Origin of the sequence: Mucilaginibacter phenanthrenivorans (genome assembly GCF_024721155.1) — a bacterium.
GTDB lineage: Bacteria > Bacteroidota > Bacteroidia > Sphingobacteriales > Sphingobacteriaceae > Mucilaginibacter > Mucilaginibacter phenanthrenivorans.
The window spans coordinates 1,054,547-1,080,860 of the sequence record NZ_JAHVAP010000001.1 but is presented as its reverse complement, the minus strand read 5'-3'; the positions used below and the strand labels follow the sequence as shown (position 1 = coordinate 1,080,860).

The window sequence follows — 26,314 nt, the reverse complement described above, 5'->3', positions numbered from 1 at the left end:
AGTGTTATCAATTTAAATATCAAATTAAGTGCTTACTAACCCTATAGCCCGGCGATATGTTGTTTGATATCAATTTTTGTGCTAAAGGATTAGTTAGATATAAATCTGTACGCCAAAATATTAGCTGTTATGGTTTATTAATACTAATAACCTGTAAACCAATTAACCTGCTAATAAAAAAGGCAATTGCACCAATAAACTAATGAACCAGTGAACCAATGAACACATAAAAATCATTGTATCATAACCGTACACTTGCTGTAACAGAAGCGTACGCATCAAATTAGGATATTGGCTTTAATTAGCTGAAAAACAGTTGTTTAATTTGTGGCATATCTTTTTGTAACTAATAACAAAATATAAAATAATTTACAGTGGACAGAGTAATTGAAAAAAAGACCTGGAATACCAAACGGATACTAACTATTGCCGGCATAACAGGCATTGTATTATTAATTGGAGGAAGCATTTATTTTACATCGGGCAAAAGCAAGCTCGATGTTGATACAGAACGCATAACTATAAGCGAAGTTAAGAAAGGCCCGTTCCAGGAGTTTATCCCGGTAAATGGCGTGGTAATGCCGCTTACTACTATTTACCTTGATGCAACAGACGGCGGGCGTGTTGAAGAGAAATATGTTGAAGACGGCGCCATCCTTAAAAAAGGCGACCCGATCCTGAAATTAGCCAATACCGATCTGGAGCTTAACCTTGCTAATGAAGAAACTGCAGTTTACGCTAATCAGACTCAGATGCAGATCTCACACACCCAGGTACAGTCAGCTACTATTAACAAATTGAACAGCATGGCTGATGTTGATGTAGCATTTAAAGAGGCAGAAAGAATTTACAAGCTCGATAAAGACCTGTACGCTAAGAAGGCTATCGGTTCACAGGAATACCAAACAGCCGTAAATCAGTATAATTATCAATTAAGCAGGAAAAGGCTGGCTCAGAAAATATTGGAACAGGATACCGTAATGGTTAAGCAGCAGGAAAGCCAAACCAGGGAACAATATGTTCAAATGAAAAATACGCTTAACCTGTTGCGTGAAAAAGTGAACCTCCTTACAGTTAGATCGCCCAGGGATGGCCAATTAACCAACTTTGATGCGGAAATAGGACAAAATAAAAATAAAGGGGAACATTTGGGACAACTTGACGTCTTATCAGGTTTTAAGGTAAGAGTGGGAATTGAAGAACATTACTTATCACGTATTTTCACTGGCTTAAAAGGGCACTTTGATTTTGCGGGTAAAACATATAACCTGGTTATTAAGAAAGTGTTTTCGAGTGTAATAGCAGGAACCGGGCAGTTTAATGTTGACATGGCATTTATCGGTGAAACGCCCACAGGTATCAGAAAAGGACAAACCTTGCAGGTATACCTTAACTTAAGTGAGCAGACAACGGCGCTGTTATTACCGAGAGGGGGCTTTTTCCAGCAAACAGGCGGTAACTGGATCTTTAAAGTAAGCGCAGACGGTAAAAAGGCATACAAGGTTGACATACAGATCAATCGCCAGAGTCCCGATTATTTTGAATTGACATCAGGCCTGCAACCAGGCGATAAGGTAATCACGTCAAGCTACGAAACGTATGGAGACATACAAGAGTTGATACTCAAGAAGTGACGGAGGTAGAGACTAGAGACCGGAGATTAGAGGTTAGGAAAAAAATGAAAAATAAATAACACAACAGAGGCAATTAATTAATTTAAGCTACATAAAATCAAATTTAAACTTATATGAACAAGACTGAAGTAAGTGAGAGCACTATGATAAAAATCACCGACCTGGAGAAGTTTTATCGTACTGAAGAAGTCGAGACAATCGCTTTGAACAAACTCTCAATCGAAATTAAAACCGGCGAGTTTGTTGCCATCATGGGGCCGTCCGGATGCGGCAAATCAACTTTGCTGAATATCCTGGGTATGCTGGATGATCCGGATGAAGGCAGCTACGTATTCAACGGTATCGAAGTAGCACATTTTACCGAGCGCAAAAGAGCTGACCTGCGCAAGCACAACATCGGCTTCGTATTCCAGAGCTTTAACCTTATCGACGAATTAACAGTGTTTGAAAACGTTGAGCTTCCGTTGATCTATACCGGCGTTCCATCGTCTGAGCGTGTAAAAAGGGTAGAAGAGGTGCTCGACAAAATGCAGATCATGCACCGTCGTAACCACTATCCACAGCAACTATCAGGTGGTCAGCAACAACGTGTGGCTATTGCCCGTGCAGTTGTTAACAAGCCAAAATTGATTCTTGCGGATGAGCCCACTGGTAACCTGGACTCAAGCAACGGTAACGACGTTATGGAGTTGTTAACAGACCTTAACGAACAAGGCACAACCATCATCATGGTAACACACTCCGAGCATGATGCCCGTTACAGCCACCGCATTATCCGCTTACTGGATGGTCAGAGCGTGATGGAAAATATTATGATATAAGGCAGTTCATAGCCTATAGTTCATGGTTAGTGGTTTGATAGTTCGCCCTAAGAGCTGTTTAACTCCAAAAACCACTGAACCAATTGAACTACCGAAAAAGAAAGTTTATATAAGTTAATAAAGTGCCTCTGCTATCCCCTCCGAAAAGGAGGGGTAGCTTGAGTGTTGCCCGGATTCTGCATCCGGATATAAATATAAGTGCTTAAAAATGAATTAAATAATTCAAAAATACGGCATCAATACTACAAATAAATCTGATCAATTTAACACGTAGATTATGTTTAGGAATTATATAAAAATTGCATTTCGTAACCTGAAAAAAGACAGGCAATTCACTTTTTTAAACGTCATCGGGCTTTCTGCCGGGATAGCCTGTACCTTGTTAATTTACCTTTGGGTACATGACGAACAGAGTTATGATAAGTTCTTCGCCAACGACAATCGCCTGTACCAGGTAATTGAACACCGCAAAAGCGCGGATTTCGATGCCTTATCTGATGAATCATCGGGCCTGATCAGTCAAGCGCTTTTGCTTCAGCAGCCTGAAGTTGAATACGCATCGCCGGTTGCCCCGGCAGGATGGTGGCAGAAATTTACCCTAACCGCATCCGATAAAAACATTAAGGCCTCCGGTCAGTATGCCGGCAAGGATTATTTTAATGTATTTTCCTTTAAAATGATCAAAGGCGACCGCAATAATACGCTGGTTGCTAAAAATTCCATCGTTATTTCGGATGAGCTGGCTAAGAAGTTATTCAACACCACGGAGAATGTTGTTGGAAAAGCCATCAAGATAGGTCATGACAAAGATTTTTTTGTGTCCGGGATCTTCGCAAAACCTTCACATTCATCTCAACAATTTGATTTCGTCCTTTCTTTTGATTACCTGGCTGATTCGCAAAGCTGGGTGAAATCATGGAGTGCAAGCGGCCCTCATAATTATATTTTGTTAAAACCAGGCACCGATATTGATGCCTTCAATCATAACATCGCTTCTTTAATCACTAAAAACAGCGGCGATACCACACGGACAGTCCTGGTATCAAAGTTTTCTGAAAGTTACCTCCACAGTTCATTTGACCACGGCTCAAGAGTAGGTGGCAGGGGCGAATATGTAAAGTTGTTTTCGCTTGTGGCTATATTTATACTCGTTATAGCCTGTATCAATTTCATGAACCTCTCAACCGCCAAAGCTTCAGGCAGGATGAAGGAAGTCGGTATTAAAAAAGTAGTGGGCGCCGATCGTAGCCAGTTGATCATCCAGTTTCTATCTGAATCATTGTTGATGGCTTTGTTTACCACTATACTTGCCGTAGGAGTCGCGTGGCTTCTGTTACCGCAATTTAACCAGCTCACCGGCAAGGATATAGCGTTAAAATTCGACAGCACCCTTATCATTACGCTCACCTGCATTATGTTATTTACCGGGTTGGTTTCCGGAAGTTACCCGGCATTGTATCTTTCAAAGTTTAATCCTTTGGCTATTTTAAAGGGAAAGCTTCAAACTTCGTTTTCAGAACTTGTAGCCCGCAAGGGATTAGTTGTTTTCCAATTCACGCTTTCGGCTATGCTGATTGTTGCTGTGCTGGTTGTTTACCGTCAGATCCAATATATTCAATCCAGCCCTATTGGCTATAATAAGGACAATATATTAAGAATCGATTCCGACGGCAGGCTTTCAGGGAACGAAGATAACTTTGCCTCCGAATTGCGGAATATTCCAGGTGTTGTGAATGCCAGCTTCACCCAGCATAATCTTGTTGGCCATAATTTTGCTACCGGTGGTTTAAGCTGGGATGGCAATGTACAGGCTGATCGATCGATCTATTTCGAAGGTTTTTTTGGAGGATATAATTTCGTCGAAACCATGGGCATGCATATGGTGGCAGGCAGGCCGTTTTCAAAAAACTATGGTGCTGACAGTAACAAGATCATCCTTAACGAAGTAGCCATAAGCGCCATGCATTTAAAAAATCCGGTGGGAAAGATCGTTAGGATGGGAAATAGGAGCCTGCAAATTATCGGTGTGGTAAAGGATTTTCATTTCGAATCGATGCATGAAGTTGTAAAACCATCATTCATGACCCTCGCAATCGGCACCGATCCGCATTATAAAATGGTGATCAGGCTAAAGAATGGTCACCAAAATGAAACCATAGCACAAATCAAGAAATTGTACGAATCCTTCAACCCAGGTTTCCCATTCACCTATAACTTTTTAAACGAATCATACCAGCAGCAATACGAAACAGAAGTGCGGGTATCGCTACTCTCAGAATATTTCTCAGCCCTGGCCATTCTTATTTCATGCCTCGGCTTATTTGGGCTGGTGGCATTCACAGCACAAAGGAGGCAAAAAGAAATCGGGATCCGTAAGGTTGTCGGTGCATCAGTAAACAGTATAACGGTAATGCTTACAAAAGACTTCTTGAAGCTTGTATTCGTGGCAGTGCTGATCGCATTCCCAATTTCATGGTATTTCATGAGCAAATGGCTAAGCAGTTTTGCCTACCGCATTAATATAGGGCCGGGTATTTTCATTATTGCATGTACATCAATCATATTGATAACCATCCTAACAGTGGGCTTCCAGGCAGTTAAGGCGGCACTGGCGAACCCAGTGAAAAGCCTTAGAAGTGAGTAGGCAGTTGGCAGCAGCAGTTTACAGTCAATAATACTTCGGCTATTGGCCGTAAACTATCGACCATGAACTAAAGGCAACAATGACAGCGCAGCGAATGACACAATGACTAATGACTAAATAAAATGATATTCAACTACATAAAAATTGCATGGCGCAACCTGGTTAAACAGAAGCTGTTTAGTGTAATCAACATCTCCGGCTTAGCTGTCGGACTTGCTGTTTGCATGATGATCATGATGTACGTGGCTCATGAAACCAGCTACGATCGCTTTCATACCAATGCTGACCGCATCTTTAACCCGCATGCTTCTTTTAAGTTTGGCGGTAACACCATGAACGCGGATTTTATGAGCTATGAAGCTGGTTCCATTATCAAACAAAAACAACCGGCTGTAAAGGATTATATGCGCACTATGGCGTATTTTAAACCGGTAATTGCCAGCACCGCTGAATCGCCTGACAAAAAGTTTTCAGAAAAGAATCTGCTTTTTGCTGATGCAAATTTCTTTAAGTTCTTTTCATTTAAGCTATTATCAGGCAGCGCCGATAACGTGCTTGATAAACCGTTTACAGTGGTATTATCGCGGGATATGGCTACCAAGTATTTTGGAAATGAAAATCCAATCGGCAAAGCCATCACTTTGAAAACCGACAGCGCCTTTACTTATTTGGTTACTGGAGTGGCAGAAAATGCTCCATCAAATTCGTCTATTGCGTTCAACTTTGTATCCTCCAATTTGAGCCTGCTAAAAATGAAGGAGGCTTCAAACTATGTGGGTTCAAAGGATATCAGCTTTGGCAATTTCGGCGTCTACCTGTTGTTAAATCACGCTGCAGACAGTTCATCGTTGAGGCACAACCTTGATTTGATGGCGAAAAAGGAAGGCGCATTCGAAAATGTGCACTATTCGCTTTTCTCAATCATCGATACTCATCTTAAAAGCAATTTCGGCGATTCATCAAATACTAAATACCTGAAGATTTTTCCTTTAGTAGCAATATTAATCTTACTGCTTGCTTTGGTAAACTATATGAGCCTTTCTACAGCAAGAGCGACGTTAAGAGCTAAAGAAGTTGGCGTGCGCAAAGTATCAGGTGCGAGCCGAAAAACATTAGCCACCCAGTTTTATATTGAATCAGCACTGTTTGCTGTATTATCCTTCGTGATCGGCTACTTGTTATGCTACTCATTTAAACCGTGGTTTTTAAATGTATTGCAGTTAAAAATAGATAATTCGTTTTTGTACAGTCCGCAGGTTTTAATTTTATTGGGCGTTTTACTGGTGATAACTGTTGTAGTTGCTGGTAGTTACCCATCGCTGGTGCTTTCATCATTTAACCCTGTCGTTACACTTAAGGGAAAGATGAGCAAAAAAGCAGGCGGCGTTACTGTACGTAAGATTTTTACTACGCTACAGTTCACCATCTCAGTCGCGCTTATTATTTGCGGAATTGTTATCGACCGCCAGCTATATTTTTTCCGTCATGCAGACACTGGTGTTAACCGCGAAAATGTGGTCATGATCCCGGTGGGGAATAGCTTCGGTACTAATTACCCGGCGTTTAAAAAAGACATCCAGGAACTGGCGGGAATAGAAAGTACAGCTACCTCACACTATGGTATGTTCGGAGGTTACGATACTTATTCAATCAATGGAAAGGTTAAGGGCCAGGAGACGATGCTTGATGCTTTGTCTGTTGACAGGAGTTTTATAAGTATATTGAATTTGAAATGGAAGATCACTCCGCTAGCCGGCGAGCTGACCAGCTCAGGTGACAATGTTGTAATAAACGAGCGAGCTATTGAGAAACTTCATTTGCCGCTAAATCCGGTTGGAACTTATCTTCAATCAGGTGATCAAAAGATAAAAGTTATTGGGGTTTTGAAGGACTTTAACTTCAGTTCGATGAGTTCAGAAATAGATCCATTAGGTCTTTTTATTGCCGCTGATAAAACACCGGCCTGGGGCAAGCATGGTTGTAATTTGTTCGCCAGGATAAAACCGCATACCAATTTGCCGTCACTGCTTAATAAAATGCAGGGCATCTATAAAAAATACGACCAGGATGCACCATTCAATTACACGTTTATGGATGATGCGTTTAATGCACAATATAAAGCCGAAGACCGCCTGGCTTCTATTTTTAGCGTATTTACGTATATAACCATTATACTGGCTACGCTGGGCTTATTCGGACTTGCCGCATTTACCATCGAGCAACGCACTAAAGAAATTGGCGTACGTAAGGTCTTGGGCGCAAGCCTGGCATCCATCAATACCCTGTTATCTGTCGATTTTTTAAAGCTGGTGGTGCTGGCGATAATTATAGCCTCACCAATCGCCTGGTGGGCAATGCACAACTGGCTGCAGGGTTTTGCATACCGGATAAATATTTCCTGGTGGATGTTTGCCGCAGCAGGCTTCGTGGCAATTATTACTGCGGTTGCAACTGTAAGCTATCATGCGATAAGGGCGGGAATTGCAAACCCGGTGGAGAGCCTGCGTTCCGAGTGATTAGGGATCAGAGACTAGAGATTAGTTAAAAAACGGCACCAATGAACTAGTGAACAAATGAACCAATAAACTGGCAGATGATACGGAATTACATAAAAACCATGTGGCGAAGCCTGAACAAGAACCGGGGCTATAGCTTTTTAAATATAGGCGGATTGGCAATAGGTATAGCCTGTGCATCGCTTATTTTTTTGTGGGTGGAGGATGAAGTTGGCTTCGACTCGGTAAACCTGAAAAAGGACAGGCTTTATATCGTCGAGGAAAACCAAAAATACGACACCTATGTATTTACTGAAAGTTCGACGCCCGGGCTGATGGGGCCAACAATGAAGGCCGAACTGCCCGGTATAGCTAATACAGCCCGTGCCACCGAGGGGAATACTACCTTGTTATTTTCACGCGGCGATAAATCTATTTTTGCAGCAGGGCGATATGCCGATCCGTCCATATTCAGCATGTTCACCATGCCGTTTGTGCAGGGCAACGCAGCGTCTGCATTTAGGCAATTGCGATCAGTGGTTATCACAGAATCTGCAGCAAAGAAGTTTTTCGGCAATGAAAAACTGGTGCTTGGTAAAAGTATCAAGGTTGATAACAAGCAGGATTATATTGTTACCGGTGTTATAAAGGATTTTCCGACCAATACTTCGGTTGCCGGTGAATGGTTTATGCCATACAAGATCTATTATGATCAAAGTCCGTGGTTAAAGGAATGGGGTAACCAATCGACCAATACTTATGTTGAGTTAAAGCCGGGAGTTGATCCGCAGACTGTTAATAAGCAACTGTTTAATTATATTCAACAAAGATCGCCGCGTTCTCTTGGCCATGCCTTCCTTTTCGGAATGAAGGATTGGCATTTGTACGACGATTTTAAAGATGGCAAAATGACCGGGGGCGGCCAGATTGAAAATGTACACATGTTCACCCTGATTGCCTGGATTATATTATTCATTGCCTGTATAAATTTCATGAACCTTGCCACCGCCCGCAGCGAAAAACGCGCCCGCGAAGTCGGGGTGCGCAAAGTACTCGGCGCAGGTAAAAAACTGCTGATCTTTCAATTTATTGGTGAGGCGCTGTTTATGGCGTTTGTTTCAACAATCGTAGCTATAATAATAGTTACTTTAATTCTGCCTGCATTTAACCTGCTGGTACAAAAACAGCTTACACTCGGTCTTGGAAATCCTTATCATCTTTTGGGCTTGTTATTAATTACAGTTGCTTGCGGCTTAATTGCAGGTAGTTATCCGTCGTTGTATCTGTCATCCTTTAACCCGGTATCCGTGTTAAAGGGAATTAAGATGAAAGACAGCGGTGCTGCTTATGTTCGCAAAGGATTGGTGGTGCTTCAATTTACTGCATCTATCGTGTTAATTATCAGTACGATAATTGTCTATCAGCAAATTCAGCATGTGAAGGACAGGCAACTCGGTTTTAATAAAAATAACCTGTTGGAAATGGATTTGCAGGGCGATATGGCTAAAAATTTCAACCCGATCCAGCATGAACTGTTAGGGACGGGTTATGTTTCTAACGTCGCGGTTGCTGATCACGCCATTATTTACGGGGGAAACAACACCTCAGGACTTACATGGGATGGCAAACCTGCAGGATCACAGGTGCTGATCTCACAACGTTACGTGAGCCCCGATTTTTTTGAAACATCGGGACTTAAAGTAATTGAGGGGCGCAGCCTAACGATTGGTGATACCGCTAAGCCGCTTCGCACGGTAATTACTGCTTCGCTCGCAAAATTAATGGGTAAGGGAAGTGCAATAGGTAAGAAGATGCACGGTGAAAATGATACCGTAAGCGCCACTGTGGTTGGCGTAGTAAACGATTATGTTTATGGCAATATGTATGGTCACCCGGATCCGGTGATGTTCTGGAGCTCGACACCGCAAAATTCTACGGTAATGTATGTACGTCTGAAATCATCAGATGCCTATGAAAAATCGCTTGCAAGTATCCAGAATGTTTTAAAGAAATATAACCCAGCCTATCCATTCGATTATCGCTTTGTTGACGATCAGTTTAACCGGATGTTCCAGTCAGAAATGCTGGTAAGCAAGTTATCGCGCGTATTTGCCGCGCTGGCAATTGTGATATCATGCCTTGGGTTGTTTGGCCTGGCTGCTTATACTGCCGAAAGACGAACCAAAGAGATCGGCATCCGAAAGGTGCTAGGTGCAAGCGTACCTGGATTGGCAAGCCTGCTTTCAATGGAATTCTTACAGCTGGTAATATTATCCTGCCTGGTAGCCTTTCCAACAGCTTATTGGGCTATGACGAACTGGCTGAAAACTTATCAATACCGGATTGCTATCAACTGGTGGGTGTTCGCCATTGCCGGCTTAGCTGCCGTAATAATAGCAATAGCCACGATTAGCTTTCAATCGGTTAAAGCCGCGTTGGCAAACCCTGTGAAGAGTCTGCGTTCCGAGTGATTAGAGACTAGAGATCCCTTGGAATAAAAATAAAGCTACGCGATATGTCATCAGGCTGAGACCAATGAACTAATAAACAATTGAACTAATGAACTAACCATGATAAAGAACTATTTTAAAATTGCATTTAGGAACCTTTGGAGGCATAAAAGTTTCTCGCTTATAAACATTGTGGGGCTCGCGGTGGGGATGACAGCTTGCTTCCTGATTTTTATGTATGTACGATTTGAGTTAAGCTATGATAAGTTTAACCAGAATTTCAGCCAGATCCACAGGCTGAATACCGATATTAAAACGCCTAACGAGGTGCTTCACTGGAGCAGCGCATCACCGCCGATGGGCCCAACATTGCAGGCTGATTTTCCCGAGGTAAAAGCAAATGCCCGCGTTTTTGGCGCCGGCTTTTTGGTGGAAAGCAATAACCACAAATTCCAGGAAAATAACCTGGCATTTACCGATCCATCGTTGCTGAAGATCTTTACGTTTCCCTTTATCCATGGAAATCCGGCAACTGCGCTTAAAGATCCGTTCAGTGTAGTACTTACTGAAGCATCGGCCAAAAAATATTTCGGCGGTACGGATATAGTTGGCAAAACATTAAAGCTGAACGGCAAACAACTGGTTACAATTACCGGTGTAATGCAGGACGTTCCGCTGAACTCGCATTTTAACTTCGACATGCTGATCTCTTCTTCAACAATGGAGAAAATGAAGCTGATTGATATGAATGAATGGGGTAATTTTAGCAACGCTACTTATATTTTACTTCCCGAAGGATATGATGGCTTAAAGCTGCAAGCCAAGCTTCCTGATTTTTTGAAAAAGCATATCAGCGAAGACAAGCGCAGGAAAGGTTATAACTATGAGCTATTTATTGAACCACTAAAGGATGTTTATATGGACACCTTCCGCGGAGCGCCTGTAAATGGCAACTTGCGGAATGTTTACGTCTTCTCGATAGTAGCCATATTTATTTTACTGATTGCCTGTATCAACTTTGTGAACCTTACCACCGCCCGTTCAACAGAAAGGGCAAAGGAAGTTGGGATTCGTAAAGTTATCGGAGCAGGTAAAAACCAGCTTACCACCCAGTTTTTAGGCGAATCGATAATTATTTCGATGATCGCGTTTATTGTTTCGGTGTTGCTGAGTATGTTGTTATTGCCGTTATTTAATCAACTGGCAGGCAAGATCATCAGCCATAATATCATCGAACATGGCTACATTTTCATCCTGTTTGCCATAGCTGTCGCCATTGGTTTTTTGGCAGGTATCTATCCGGCGCTGGTACTTACCAACTTTAAAATAACCACTATACTTAAAGGACGATTTACTTCGTCGGTAAAAGGCATCTTTTTAAGGAAGGGGCTGGTTGTAGTTCAATTCACTATTTCGATAGTATTGATTGTAGGTACCATCATTGTATACAATCAACTCAACTTTATGCGTAACCAATCGCTTGGGTTTAGGACGGATCAAATGCTGGTGCTTGATTTCAGTGGAGACTCAACTGTGCAGGCAATGAGTGAAAGTTTAAAGCATGAGTTTACACAGGTTCCGGGAGTGCTCTCTGCGTCCGGATCGGGGACAACTCCGGGCAACGGAAATAGCGTTGCTTATTCGGAAGTGGAAAGTCGCAATGGTAGCCTGGTGCCAGTTAATATGAATTTGTATGATGTCGACTTCGATTTCATCCCGCAATACGGCATGAAAATAGTTGCCGGCAGAGCATTTTCAAGAGATTTTGCAACGGACTCAACTAAATCATTTGTAGTAAACGAGACCACTGTTAAAAACCTGGGTTACACTTCTGCAAAGGATGCAGTAGGTAAAACGTTTAATCAATGGGGGCGAAAAGGCACCATTATCGGAGTTGTTCAGGATTTTCACTTTGAATCGCTGCAACAGAATGTAAAGCCGCTAAATCTCCGGATAAACCCGCATAACCTGGGTGTGTTTACATTAAAAATAAAGGGCGGAGATATTCCGAACACTTTAAAAGCAGTTGAGTCTAAATGGAAGGTGCTGATTCCGCAGCGACCATTTAGCTATTATTTTCTCGATCAAAATTTTAACAAACAATACGCTACCGAAGACAGGTTTGGTAAGCTGTTTATGTATTTCGCTGTACTGGCTATCATGATCTCTTGTCTTGGCTTATTAGGCCTGGCGTCATACAGTACATTACAGCGCACCCGCGAAATTGGGATCAGGAAGGTATTGGGCGCAACTGTTCCGGGAATCGTAAACATGCTCTCAAAGGAGTTTTTATGGCTCGTGGGTATTGCCGCTATAATTGCGTTCCCGCTGGCATGGCTGGGGATGCACAGCTGGCTGAAGGATTTTGCCTATAAGATAAACATCGCGTGGTGGGTATTTGCAGTTGCAGGTATACTGGCAATGATGATCGCGATCAGTACCGTAGCCTTCCAGGCCATCAGGGCGGCGCTGGCAAATCCGGTAAAAAGTTTAAGAAGCGAATAGGGGTAGGCGGTGAGTTAATTGTAGTTAGTATAACTAACAAATTAACGTAAAACCGGTGCAACCTAATGAGTTAACAAGTCGTCTTATCCACGGGTGTTAACCGTTGGTTGGCCTAAAACAAATCACCATGATAAAAAACTATATTAAAACCGCATTCCGCGGCCTGATGAAAAACAAGGGTTTCACATTTATTAATGTGTTTGGCCTTGCTTTGGGTCTGGCCACCTGCCTGCTTATTGTATTTTATGTGTTTGATGAACTAAGTTTTGACCGATTTAACACAAAAGCCGACAGAATTTACAGAGTAAATACTGAGATTAAATTTGGTGGTGCAGAAAACTCTTTTGCTGTGTGTCCGGCTCCTGCAGCCGCTGCATTAAAAGCTGACTTTCCCGAAATTGAGCAGGTATTCCGCTTTAGGGACAGGGGAGGCAACCAGGTAAAAAAGAACAACAAGAACATAGTTGAAGACAGGATGGTTTATGCTGATAATTCTATATTCAGCATATTTACATTACCTACGGTAAGCGGCGGTACTCAAAATGCCTTAACTGAGCCACATACGGTTGTTATAACCGAAAGGATGGCAAAAAAATATTTCGACCGTATAAATGTTGTAGGGCAAACATTAACATTTAATGATACGTCTCTTTATAAAGTAACTGCCGTTATAAAGGATGTCCCAAAACAATCACATTTCAATTTCGACTTTTTTATATCGATGCCAAGTATTTCCGAAAGCCGGGAAGATGTTTGGTTAAGTAATAACTTCAATACTTATATCCTGTTTAAAGAGGGTGTTGACGTTAAAAGGTTTGCAAGCAAGCTTCCGGCATTTATGCGTAAACATGCCGGGCCACAGATACAAAGCATCGTGCACTTAACTGTTGATAAATTTGAGCAAAGTGGTAATTATTTTAGATTCAGCCTTATCGCTTTAAAGGACATACACCTGCGCTCTGGCAGTGTTGCAGAATTAAATGCCAATGGCGATATAAAAACTGTTTATATCTTTTCAGCTGTTGCCCTATTTATTTTGCTTATAGCCTGTGTTAATTTTATGAACCTGTCTACTGCACGTTCGTCAAACCGGGCACGTGAGGTTGGGGTTCGTAAGGTATTAGGTTCTCCGCGTAAGTATTTGATCGCCCAGTTTTTAACCGAATCTATCCTGGTAACTTTATTTGCTACATTGATAGCCCTGCTTGCCGCTTGGCTGTTTTTACCGGAGTTTAACAAAATGTCGGGTAAGGAGTTGGTGATAACAGGTCAGGTCATCACTTGGCTTTTACCCACTTTATTGCTAATAATTATTATAATAGGCTGCCTTGCCGGGTCATATCCTGCCTTATATCTTTCAGCATTCCAACCTATTGAGGTGTTAAAAGGAAAAATTGCTGCAGGTTTTAAAGGCGGGGTTTTCCGCAACTTCCTGGTTGTCTTCCAGTTTGCAATTTCCATTTTCCTAATCATCGGTACTCTGGTTATTTACAACCAGTTGAAATACATCCAAAGTAAAGACCTTGGTTACAATCGCGATCATGTGATGATCGTACGCAACGTATGGTCGTTGGGGAATTCAGCAAAGGCATTTAAACATGAAGTGCAGGGCCTTGCAGGTGTGCAAAATGCTTCTCTCTCCGGCGCATTGCCAACCGGTGGTTACGGTAACAGCTCAACTATGTTTAAAGATCCGGTGATTGATCAAAAGCGGGCAATACTCGCACAGATTTGGCCGGTTGATGAAGATTATTTACCGACCCTGGGAATAAAAATAATAGCTGGAAGGAATTTCTCAAAAGATATGCAAACTGATACTGCCGCACTGGTAATTAATGAAGCGGCAGCCAAAATGCTCAATTTTTCGAACCCTATTGATCAACCGCTTTATGCGCCGAATGATAACCTGGTTAAGACCATGAAGAAATATCACATAGTAGGGGTAATGAAAAATTTTAATTTCAGATCGTTAAAGGACAATATAACCCCCTTAATATTTACATTGAATGAGGACAGAGGAGCGGTAAGCGTACGTATTAGATCAACAAATATTCCGGCAATAATTCAGCAAATAAAAAACAAATACAATTCATTCTCACCAACCCAGGAATTTAGCTACTCATTTATGGACGAGGACTTCGACGCAATTTATCGTTCGGAGCAAAGAATAGGCACCATTTCGGTAGCGTTTACATCGCTTGCAATTGTAATTGCTTGCCTGGGTTTGTTCGGCCTTGCGGCTTATGCGGCTGAACAACGGATCAAGGAAATTGGTATCAGGAAGGTATTGGGCGCCAACATTTCTACCATAGTAGCTATGTTGTCAAAGGATTTTATTATGCTGGTGCTGTTAGCTATCGTACTCGCTACGCCGCTGGCGTTTTGGGCGATGCATAGCTGGCTGCAGGGATTTGCTTACCGGCAGAATATACAATGGTGGGTTTTGGTTTTAGCAGGTGGCGGGGCAATTACAATTGCATTTGTTACCATCAGCTTTCAATCCGTCAAAGCCGCGCTCACAAACCCGGTGAAGAGCTTGAAGAGTGAGTGATAGTGATTAGAGACAAGAGATTAGAGGTCAGGTAAAATCTGCGCCGGTACCAATGAACTAGTAAACAATTGAATTAATGAACAACTAAACCAATGAACATTATATCATGATTAAAAACTATTTCAAAACAGCGTGGCGCAACTTGCTTAGCAGTAAGTTTTACAGCGCTATAAACATTTTAGGGCTCACCATCGGGCTTACTGTCGGTTTACTGGTATTGCTTTGGGTGAATGACGAGCTTAGCTATGATAAATTCAATACCAACGCCGCACAGATCTATAAGGTTAATGCCCAGATTGGCACCGGCAGCAGCAAGCAGGTGTGGAGTGGTGTGCAAAGCCCGATTGCCACATTTGCCTTGAAAGAAGTTCCGGGTGTTGTGAATGCGGTAAGGTTAACAGGTAACTGGAGGTATTCCTTTTTCAGGTACAACAACCGGCTTTTAAGCGAAGAGCAAGGAAAAATGCTTTTTGCCGATCCATCATTGTTTAAAGTGTTTGACTATAAGCTATTAAAAGGCAATGTCGAAAATCCGTTCCCCACTGATAACTCCATTATCATAACAGAAAGCACCGCCAAACGGTATTTTGGCAATGATAACCCAATTGGCAAAACGTTGTTGGCCGACAACAGCGATAACTTTATTGTTAACGGGGTAGTAGCCGATTTTCCCAGCAATTCCAGCATCAAGTGCAATATTCTTTTTTCTATGAATGTTAGAAAGAATCAATATGGCAAAAATGACTTTTGGAAATCGATGGATGCTGATTGGGGTGACTATTACCAGGACACTTATTTACAATTACAACCCGGTACCTCAACAAAAACAGTTGCGGATAAGTTAACCCAGATCCACATTAAAAACCAGGAAGGAACAAAACTATCTGATGGACACTATCTTTTGCAACCGCTAACTGAAACCCACTTGTATGCGCCTGACGGCAGCTCATCCGCAATGCAAACAGTAAGAGTATTTGCCATAGTTGCTGTTCTTATCTTATTGATAGCAGCTATAAATTATATCAACTTAAGCACGGCGCGCGCTATGCTTCGCTCAAAAGAAGTAAGCGTTCGTAAAATTATTGGTGCAGCCAGGTTGCAACTGTTTAGCCAGTTTATTGTTGAAACGATATTATTCTTCGGCATATCGCTGATTTTGGCATTTATCCTGATCACCATTGCTATGCCGTTTTATAATACACTGTCCGGCAAGGATATGCATTTCGATTTGTTGAGCGGAACGGTTTGGCAGGTTATCGGCGCAACGGTAGGGCTTACGTTGATTGCATCGAGTATTTATCCTGCATTGCTGTTATCATCTTTTAAACCGATCAACGCGCTCAAGGGCAAGTTATCGATGGGAGTAGGCAATGTTGTTTTCAGGAAGGTATTGGTTGTATGTCAGTTTGCTTTTTCCGTTGGGCTAATTATCGGTACGCTGATCATCAATCGTCAGCTCACCTATATCCAGAATAAGGAATTGGGTTTTGATAAATCGTTTGTGTTTTCGGTCCCGATGCACGATATGGAAAACCATTATGAAGCTGCAAAAGGTGAATTAATGAACCAATCGGGTATTTATGGCGTAACCACCGGCGATAACAGCATCATAAGCCTTGGCAGCACCACGGGTGATACCGACTGGGACGGCAAAGAAAAAGACAGGTCGTTCATGATCCACCCGATGGCTATCGACGAGGGTTTTATTAAATTTTTTAAGTTGAAATTAGATGGTGGAGCCGGTTTTAGTGGCATAAAGCCTGATTCGGCACATTTTATTTTAAATGAAACTGCGGTAAGGGATGCCGGGATAAAAAACCCTGTCGGAAAGCGTTTTAAGTTATGGGGTACAAATGGTGTCATAATCGGGGTTTTAAAAGACTTTCACTTCGCATCTCTCAAACAAAAAATTGAGCCTTTTATTTTTTACTACCGACCGCACACCTGGCAGCTTTTAGTTAAAACAACGGGGAAAGATGCCCCTAAAGCATTAAAGACAGTGGAGGCTGTGTGGAAAAGGTATAATCCAAATTATCCGTTCACCTATACTTTTCTGGATCAGACTTATGAAGAACTTTATAAGTCCGATGAGCGCAGCGGTACTTTATTCAGTGTATTTGCCGGTATTGCGATCCTAATTTCGTGCCTTGGTCTGTTCGGCCTGGCAACGTATACCGCACAAGTAAAAGTTAAGGAAATAGGCATCCGTAAAGTATTGGGCGCAAGCATTGCAAATATTACAACAATGCTGTCAAAAGATTTTTTAACGCTGATCATCCTTGCTATCGCGATAGCAACACCGGTAGCCTGGTATGCCATGAATAACTGGTTGCAGGCATTTGTATACCGTGCCACCATTCAATGGTGGACATTCGCGCTGGCCGGTGGGGCCGCTGTTTTAATAGCATTGGCTACGATTAGCTTCCAGGCGATAAAAGCTGCGTTAGCAAACCCGGTGAAAAGTTTGCGTTCGGAGTGATCAGTGACTAGAGATTAGTTAAAAAAACCTTGAGACGGATTCCGAATCCGCGAGGCACCAATGAACTAATAAACAAGTGAACTAATGAACCACCTATGGTAAGGAACTATATAAAAATTGCCTGGCGTAACCTATTACGGAACAAGGTTAGCAGCATAATTAACATAAGCGGACTGGCTATCGGGATAGCTTCCGTTTTACTCATCGGGATGTATGTTAAGGATGAGCTGAGCTACGACCGTTTTTCTAAGGATGCTGATCATATTTTCCGGGTGAACCTGGATGGTAAAATGGGGAATGATCAATTTATTGCGGGTCATACACCGCCGCCTGCCGGTGCCGCATTAGTGAATAATTTCCCGGAAATAGAAAGTTATACGCGGATCTTTTTGCCTGGTGATGAAATCATCCACAATGAAAATGGCCTGCAAAAAAGATCGATCATAGAAAAACATTTGCTTGCAGTCGATTCTAATTTTGTGAAGTTCTTTGGCTATCCTTTGGTAGCTGGTGATGCAGCCACTTGCTTAAAGGATATAAATTCCATTGTTTTAACACAAACAGCGGCTAAGAAGTATTTTGGCGATGTTTCACCTATAGGTAAAACGCTGGCGATTGATGAATACCAGTCGCCATTTAAGGTTACGGCGATTTTAAAAGATCTTCCGCAACAGTCATCCTTACAGTTTGATATGCTGCAAAACACGGCAAGTATCCCGCCGATCCAGCGAAAACTTTGGAGTTGGGTATGGCTGCAAATGGGTACTTATGTTAAATTTAAATCAAGTGCAGCCGTTGATGCCCAAAGTATTGCAAAACTGGAGGCTAAGCTCCCGGCAATGGTGGCTTTGCAGGCCGCCAGCGCTTTTAAACGGATTGGCCAGCCATGGGAAGAATTCAAGAAAAAAGGCGGCAAATGGGATTTGAAGTTGCAACCCTTAACCGACCTACACCTATATTCTGCAAACGTAGGTACCCGTTACTTTGTACAGGGTGATATCAAGTATGTATACATATTTTCGGCAGTGGGCATCTTTATCATCTTGCTGGCTTGTGTAAACTTTATGAACCTCTCGACCGCACGCTCCGCAAAAAGGGCTAAGGAAGTAGGTATTCGCAAGGTGTTGGGCTCAGCACGTAAACAATTGATTCGCCAGTTTTTGGTTGAGGCGTTGATTTACAGCTTGTTGGCAACTGTTATTGCAGTGCTTGTTGTAATTCTTGCCTTGCCGGCATTTAACCAATTATCGGGGAAAGCCTTATCTGCCAATGTTTTCCTTGATATAAGAACATGGCTAGTCATCTTATCATTAATAACGATGACCGGCTTGCTTGCAGGCAGCTATCCAGCATTTTTCCTTACTTCGTTTAAACCGGTTAGTGTGCTAAAAGGCGCCGGAATATTAAAAGATTCGGCAAGCAGCTTTTTTACCCGTAATGTGCTGGTTGTTTTTCAATTCACCGTTTCAACCGTACTAATCATTTGCACCATAGTAGTTTACAAACAACTGGTTTATAACCAGACAAAAGACCTCGGCTTTAACAAGGAGAACGTGATCATCCTGGCCAATGCTGAGCGACTTGGAAATAACGAAGAAAGCTTAAGGCAGGAGTTATTAAAACTGCCGCAGGTTGCGGATGCCAGCATTTCAACCAGCTTACCCACAAAAAATTCGTTTGGTGATACTTATGCGCCCGAAGCAAATCCGGGTAATGTAAATGGCGGTGAGAATAACATAATGCTGTCTTCATTTATTGTTGATGAATCGTTTTTATCAACCTTGAAACTCAAGGTGGTAAGTGGCCGGGCATTTTCAAAAAGCTTTACCGATTCTGCATCTGTAATTTTAAATGAAACGGCGGCAAAGCAAATAGGATGGAAGGATCCAATCGGCAAAACCATGATCTACATGGGGAACAACAATCAAAAATTTACGGTTGTTGGCGTAATAAAGGATTTTAATACCGAATCATTCCGGAGTAATATATCGCCTTTTGCATTGTTCTACAAAACATCGAAAACATACCAAACCGGCGCGTCATATATCACTGTTAGAATTAAACCTGGAAACTATAACACAACTATCGATCAGATCCAAAACGGCTGGAAACTATTTTCTTCGGGTACCCCATTTGATTACAGCTTTATGGATGCAGAATTTGACGCCTTGTATCGTTCTGATCAAACCATGGGTAAGGTATTTTCAGTATTTACCTTTCTGTCACTGTTTATTGCTTGCCTGGGCTTGTTAGGCCTTGCCATTTATACTGCAGAACGCCGTACCAAGGAAATAGGCATCAGAAAAGTTTTGGGTGCCTCTGTTCAAAATGTGGTTTCTATGCTTTCGTTGGATTTCGTAAAACTGATTATTATCGCATCGGTAATCGCATTCCCGGTTGCCTGGTATGCCATGAATAAATGGCTGCAGGATTTTGCATTCAGAACTAACATTAGCTGGTGGGTCTTTATATTGGCCTCGGCGTCAACTTTATGTATAGCACTTATTACAATCGGTTTTCAGTCGGTTAAAGCGGCGTTGGGTAATCCTGTCAAAAGCCTGAGAAGCGAGTAGGAAAAGTTTGCAGTTGGCGGTAGACAGTTTGCAGTTGCTGATTTTGCAAACGGTCAACTTTTTTAACAAAATCGTGCAACTATTTTTTATTAAAAGGGGTCTTTATATCATAATCCTTAAACATGATAAAAAATTACATAAAAATAGCCTGGCGGAACTTGTGGAGAAACAAGTTCTTCTCTACAATTAACATCCTTGGCCTGGCCCTGGGAATGGCTTGCAGCATCTTGATCATCCTGTGGGTTCAGAATGAACTGAGTGTCGATTCATTCCATAAAAATGGCGACCGACTGTACCAGGTTATTGAACGCCAATATTACGATCATAAAGTTGTAGGGCAATATTCCGTTCCTGGTGTGCTGGCTGAAGAAATGAAACATGCATTGCCGCAGGTTGAATATGCAGCGAACATGGCATGGGAAAATCAAAATACTTTTCGTGTGGGCACCAAGATCATAAAATTGGAAGGAACATCTGCTGGTTCCGATTTCTTTAAAATATTCAGCTATCCGTTGTTGCAGGGAAATGCAGAAACAGCTTTAAACTCTCCGGTGAGCATTGCCATTTCAAGAAAAATGGCGGGCGAGTTTTTTGGCAGCCCGCAGGAAGCTATCGGTAAAACCATCCGTTATGAAAACAAGAAGGATTTTAAAGTAACGGCAGTATTTGAGGACCTGCCGCATAACGTCTCGAATAAGTTTGAGTTTTTAATCAACTGGTACAGCTTCCTGGAAGAAAACAGCTGGGCCAAGGATTGGGGTAACAACGGGCCTGTTGCATATGTGCTTTTAAAGAAGGGAACAGATGCCGGAGTATTTAATAAAAAACTGGCTCATTTTTTAGATACTTACGACAAGGATCAAAGCGCTGCTTTTCGCGAACAATTAGGGATTCAAAAATTTGATGAAGTTTACCTGCACAGCACCTTTAAAGAGGGACAACCGACTGATGGGCGAATTGAGTACGTGCACCTGTTTAGCATAATCGCTGTGTTTATACTGGTAATCGCCTGCATTAACTTCATGAATTTAACCACCGCCCGCTCGGTTAAAAGGGCACGTGAAATAGGTGTTCGAAAAGTTGTGGGTGCCGTGCGTTCGGTGTTGATCCAGCAGTTTGTTGGCGAGGCCATTCTACTTACGTGCTTCGCGGCAATTATGGCATTGGTAATGGTAATGTTGTTACTGCCGGTATTTAATTCGGTTACACAAAAGCAGATTGAATTTCCGTTTGGCCAGGCTAACTTTTGGCTTGGGTTAGTTGGGTTGACATTTATAACAGGTATATTATCAGGTAGTTATCCGGCTTTATTTCTATCGTCATTTAACCCTGTAAAAGTTCTTAAAGGCGCTGTGAAATTAAGTACAGGGGCTGCCTGGTTCCGTAAAGGCTTGGTAGTGTTCCAGTTTGTATTGTCGGTGGTGCTCATTATAGGCACAATAATTATTTCTAAACAGGTAAATTATATCCAGACAAAAAACCTTGGTTACGATAGGGAGAATTTGATTTATGTGCCTTTAGAAGGAGATTTGATCACCAACTATAAGATCTTTAAGGATGAAGGGATGAATATGCCCGGCATCCAGCAGATAGCAAAGCTTTCAGATTCGCCTGTTAATTTTGGCAGCAGCACAAGCGGCATCAGGTGGGATGGAAAGGATCCGAATACAAACGTAATGTTTACCCAAATCTCTGTGGGTTACGATTTTGTTAAAACCATGAAGCTGAAATTAGTAAGCGGTCGGGATTTTTCAAGAGATTTTGCAACCGATTCGGTGGGATACTTAATAAATGAGCTAGCCTTAAAACGAATAGCTTATAAAGATCCGATTGGCAAACCGCTTACCATGTGGGGTAAAAAAGGAAAAATTATTGGGGTTTTAAAGGATTTTCATTTTAACTCACTGCATGATCCCATTCTACCGTTGATCATCCATTTTGGTGAGGAGAACAAATATGGTATGGCCCTTATCCGCACTAAGCCAGGGCAAACAAAACAAGCGCTTGCATCGGCTGAAAAACTTTGTAAGGAGATAAATCCAAACTTCCAGTTCAGCTATTATTTTGCTGATGCTGAATATCAAAAGCAATATCAAAATGAACAGGTGGTAGGTAAGCTTTCAAATGCGTTTGCGTTCCTAGCTATCTTTATTTCATGCCTTGGCTTGTTGGGCTTAGCTATGTTTACCGCAGAGCAGCGGATAAAAGAGATTGGCATCCGTAAGGTGCTTGGAGCGAGTGTAGGCTCGTTATTTACCTTACTTTCACAAGAGTTTTTAATACTTGTTTTAATAGCTTTGGGTATCGCAACGCCATTGGCGTGGTTCTTTATGAATAAATGGTTGCAGGGCTACAGCTATAGAACAACTATCGAGTGGTGGGTTTTTGTTTTATCAGGCGTAATAGCAATATTGATCGCTTTAATTACAGTGAGTTTTCAATCGGTAAAAGCCGCACTTATGAACCCGGTGAAGAGCCTGCGTTCGGAGTGATTAGAGACTAGAGATCAGAGATTAGTTATTAAATCTCCGATCAATGAACTTAAAAGACACCAATGAACTAATAAACTGATTATGTTAAAAAACTATTTCAAAATTGCCTGGCGAAACCTGAAGAAAAACAGGCTTTACGCTTTTGTAAATATCACAGGTTTAACTATCGGCATTGTAAGCTGCTTGTTGATCGGTGTTTATATTAAAGACGAGTTAAGCTTTGACCGCTTTAATGATAATGCTGATAAAATAGTAAGGGTAACTATGGAATACGCGCAAGGCGGAGCACCGCAAAAAACTGCGTTGACCGGTACCAAGGTAGGACCGCAATTTAAAAGAATGTTTCCTGCCATTGATAACTTCGTTCGCGTGGAAAAACGCGGTGGCGTGGTAAATTATAATAGCCGCGTATTCGAGGAAAATAGCATCCTGTATGCTGATCCTTCATTTTTTAAAATATTTTCCTTTAAACTCGTAAGCGGAGATGCATCTGCTCTAAGCTCACCCGAAAAGATCATCTTAACGGAAACATCGGCAAAGAAATACTTTGATTCAGAAAATCCAATTGGTAAAACATTAAAAATTGGCGATCAGAATTTTACGGTTGCGGCGATTGCCGCGAATGCGCCATCCAATTCACAGGTCAAATTTGATTTTATTGTTTCGTTCAATAATCTCGGCGCATCTAAAAATGAAAAGTGGTGGGAAGCAAATTACATTACCTACCTGTTCCTAAAGGATAAGGACCAGGTTCAGCCTTTGCAAAAGCAGGTTTCCAATTATATGGTTGGCATCAGCAAAACTGAGCTTAAAATGGAGGGAAGCCAATATTTAACCTATCATTTAGAGCCTTTGACAAGCGTTCATTTGCATTCAAATCTTCCCAGCTCGCTGGAGCCCAATGGCAGTATTACTTATATTTATATAATGGTGATAGTTGCGGTGCTGATATTGATTATTGGCTGTGTAAACTATGTAAACCTTTCAATAGCCCAGTCTGCCGGGCGTGGCGCAGAGATCGGCATTCGCAAGGTAATGGGTGCTGCAAAAAGCCAGTTATTCAGGCAGTTTATTGGCGAATCACTTTTTGTTACTGCTATTGGGGTGCTGCTGGCAATTGGCTTTGCTTTTGTGTTACTTCCGTCATTCAATCATTTGTCCGGTAAGAACCTCCAATTTTCAGCGGTACTTGACCCGGTTATTCTTGGCAGCCTGGTATTGCTGGGAATTGGAATCGGCTTTGCTGCAGGAGCTTATCCGGCCTTGTTGCTTTCAAACATTAAGCTGGCGAAGATCTTAAAATCAGGCTTTTCATTTACTTCAGGACAGGGTGTACGTAAATCATTAATCGTTTTTCAATTTGTGATTTCCATTTTCCTGATCGTTACCACAGTTGTGATAATGCAGCAATTATCTTTTATCAGGAATAAGGATATCGGCTATAATAAAAGTAACGTGGTTGTTTTGCCGGTTAACTGGCAAATGGTATCGAAGGTTAAGGGACTTAAAAACGAAATTGGCAATATTCCTGGCGTTGTAGGCGTTGCATCGGCAAATAACGAGCCTATTAATGTAGGATGGGGCGATGGCATTACTACCGCAGATGGCAAGGACATATCGGTAAACGCGCTGCCAATGGATGAAGATTTTATTAAAACTATGCAGTTGAAAATAATTGCAGGCACCGACTTTAATGAAACAGATGTATTGCAAATGGATACCACCAACCAGGGCAAAAACTTCCATTACTCGTTCATGCTGAATGAGGCTGCCGTACGGGAACTAGGCTGGACACCTGAAGAGGCCATTGGAAAGGAAATTTCGAAGGGTACAACCGGTAAAATAAAGGCGGTGGTAAAAGATTTCAATTTTAAATCGTTTCACGACCCCATTGGCCCATTACTGATATTTTTGGATCATGACCAAACAGGGGATTTATTTGTTCGTATTGATGGCAAAAACACAAGTACCGCCATTCAAAGCATCGAAAGGATCTGGAAAAATCGCGTACCTGAAAGGCCGTTTTCTTATAAGTTTTTAGACGAGGATTACGATGCAATGTACCGTAGCGAACAAAGAACAGCAGGCGTATTTACTACATTTTCAGGTCTGGCTATTTTATTGGCCTGCCTGGGTTTATTTGCCGTGACTGCTTATGCGGTAGTGCAGCGTACCAAAGAAATCGGTATCAGGAAGGTACTTGGCGCAACGGTGTCAAACATCATCGTACTTATTTCAAGAGACTTTTTAGGGTTGATCATCATTGCCACCATAATAGCCTCACCAATAGCCTGGTATATGGCCCATTCATGGCTTCAGGATTTCGCCTACCGGATTAATATCCAATGGTGGATCTTTATTGCGGCTGGCGCATCATCATTACTGGTGGCTGCTGTTACCGTAAGCATTCAGGCTATAAAAGCCGCGCTGGCTAACCCTGTGAAGAGCCTTAAAAGCGAGTAGGCAGTAGGCAGTTTTCAGTTGGCAGTAGTTTATAAATCGCTATCAACTGAAAGCTTCTTCAATTCAAACTGCCAGCTGCTCACTGCAACAGAAAACTTTTTTTAAAACGGTGCAACCTAAGCAGGTAAACAATAGTCTTATAGGTAAATAAACTTAAAGATGATGAAAACTTACCTGTTACTATTATTAGTTGCATGCTCGGGCTCCGCAGCTTTTGCGCAAGGCAATTGGGATAAAACTCCTTATCAAACCAAATCGCTGGCCAGCGATGGAATAAAAGATGTATTTGTAAATACCTCCGGGGGCAGTATTTCTGTTAGTGGTGGTTCTGAATCGCCACGTGTTGAAGTATATGTTCAGGGCAATAATGGACGACAACTTTCGAAGGAAGAAATTGACAAGCGCCTTAGTGAAGATTATAACCTGACTATTACGGTGAATAATCATGAAGTACACGCCACGGCAAAAAGAAAGCATGATGGCGGCTTTAACTGGAGAAATCAATTAAGTATATCATTTAAAATATATACACCAAAACAGGTTGCTACTCATTTAAGCACCAGTGGCGGCAGCATCCATCTGGATAACCTTATTGGTAACGAAGAATTCAGCACCAGTGGTGGCAGTCTGCATATGGAAAATCTTGCCGGCATTATAAAAGGCGAAACGTCGGGCGGCAGCATCGATATCAGCAATTCAAAGGATAACATCAACCTTGAAACAAGTGGCGGCAGCATCCGGGCCGGCAACTGCCAGGGAAAAATCAAACTTGAAACTTCAGGTGGTTCATTACATCTTGAGGCTTTAAATGGCACTATCACCGCGAATACAAGCGGTGGCAGCATCCAGGCAAACGACATAAAAGGCGAATTGATTACCGGCACAAGCGGTGGCAGCGTGAATTTGTCTGCTATGTCCTGCAGCCTTGATGCATCAACAAGCGGTGGCAGTATGCACGTAGAGATGCTGCATGTCGGAAAATACGTTAAGCTTGACGTAAGCGGCGGTCATGTTGATTTAAAATTACCATCAAACCAGGGATTGGATCTTAACTTTTCGGCCAGCAAAATCAAATCATCAAACCTGGGGAAATTCAGCGGCGAATGGGAAAAAGACCATGTTAAAGGCAGTGTAAACGGCGGAGGAATCCCGGTTAAGGTTGATGCCAGCGACAATTTGAATGTGAGCTTTAATTAAGCAGAATAGA

At 42.0% G+C, this 26,314-nt stretch carries 12 protein-coding genes; all 12 read left to right on the top strand.

Features of this window, described 5'->3' with window-relative positions; genetic code table 11:
* Positions 1-374: 374 nt before the first annotated feature.
* Positions 375-1,634, top strand: coding sequence for an efflux RND transporter periplasmic adaptor subunit (locus KXD93_RS04470; protein ID WP_258135661.1), 1,260 nt, complete (start codon positions 375-377; stop codon positions 1,632-1,634).
* A 143-nt stretch (positions 1,635-1,777) separates the two neighbouring features.
* Complete coding sequence (locus KXD93_RS04465; RefSeq protein ID WP_258135699.1) at positions 1,778-2,455, top strand: ABC transporter ATP-binding protein; 678 nt, start codon at positions 1,778-1,780, stop codon at positions 2,453-2,455.
* A 277-nt stretch (positions 2,456-2,732) separates the two neighbouring features.
* Positions 2,733-5,099 carry an ABC transporter permease gene (locus KXD93_RS04460; protein ID WP_258135660.1) on the top strand — a complete coding sequence of 789 codons (2,367 nt, stop codon included), beginning with the start codon at positions 2,733-2,735 and terminating at the stop codon, positions 5,097-5,099.
* Positions 5,100-5,221: 122 nt separating this feature from the next.
* Complete coding sequence (locus tag KXD93_RS04455) at positions 5,222-7,615, top strand: ABC transporter permease (protein ID WP_258135659.1); 2,394 nt, start codon at positions 5,222-5,224, stop codon at positions 7,613-7,615.
* 77 nt (positions 7,616-7,692) lie between these two features.
* Positions 7,693-10,065 carry an ABC transporter permease gene (locus KXD93_RS04450; RefSeq protein WP_258135658.1) on the top strand — a complete coding sequence of 791 codons (2,373 nt, stop codon included), beginning with the start codon at positions 7,693-7,695 and terminating at the stop codon, positions 10,063-10,065.
* Between the two features lie 99 nt (positions 10,066-10,164).
* Positions 10,165-12,549 carry an ABC transporter permease gene (locus KXD93_RS04445; RefSeq protein ID WP_258135657.1) on the top strand — a complete coding sequence of 795 codons (2,385 nt, stop codon included), beginning with the start codon at positions 10,165-10,167 and terminating at the stop codon, positions 12,547-12,549.
* Positions 12,550-12,676: 127 nt separating this feature from the next.
* The gene (locus KXD93_RS04440) at positions 12,677-15,100 is read left to right on the top strand and encodes an ABC transporter permease (RefSeq protein WP_258135656.1); all 2,424 of its coding nucleotides are present in this window, start codon (positions 12,677-12,679) and stop codon (positions 15,098-15,100) included.
* Positions 15,101-15,206: 106 nt separating this feature from the next.
* The gene (locus KXD93_RS04435) at positions 15,207-17,579 is read left to right on the top strand and encodes an ABC transporter permease (protein WP_258135655.1); all 2,373 of its coding nucleotides are present in this window, start codon (positions 15,207-15,209) and stop codon (positions 17,577-17,579) included.
* A gap of 95 nt (positions 17,580-17,674) precedes the next feature.
* On the top strand, positions 17,675-20,152 hold the full coding sequence (locus KXD93_RS04430) for an ABC transporter permease (RefSeq protein ID WP_258135654.1): 2,478 nt from the start codon (positions 17,675-17,677) through the stop codon (positions 20,150-20,152).
* Between the two features lie 122 nt (positions 20,153-20,274).
* A complete protein-coding gene (locus tag KXD93_RS04425; RefSeq protein WP_258135653.1) occupies positions 20,275-22,644 on the top strand; it encodes an ABC transporter permease in 2,370 nt (789 codons plus the stop codon).
* Between the two features lie 81 nt (positions 22,645-22,725).
* Positions 22,726-25,107: an ABC transporter permease gene (locus tag KXD93_RS04420; RefSeq protein WP_258135652.1), complete on the top strand. Its 2,382-nt coding sequence runs from the start codon at positions 22,726-22,728 to the stop codon at positions 25,105-25,107.
* A gap of 159 nt (positions 25,108-25,266) precedes the next feature.
* Entirely contained in the window at positions 25,267-26,304 is a 1,038-nt protein-coding gene (locus tag KXD93_RS04415) for a DUF4097 domain-containing protein (RefSeq protein WP_258135651.1), read from the top strand.
* Positions 26,305-26,314 lie beyond the last annotated feature (10 nt).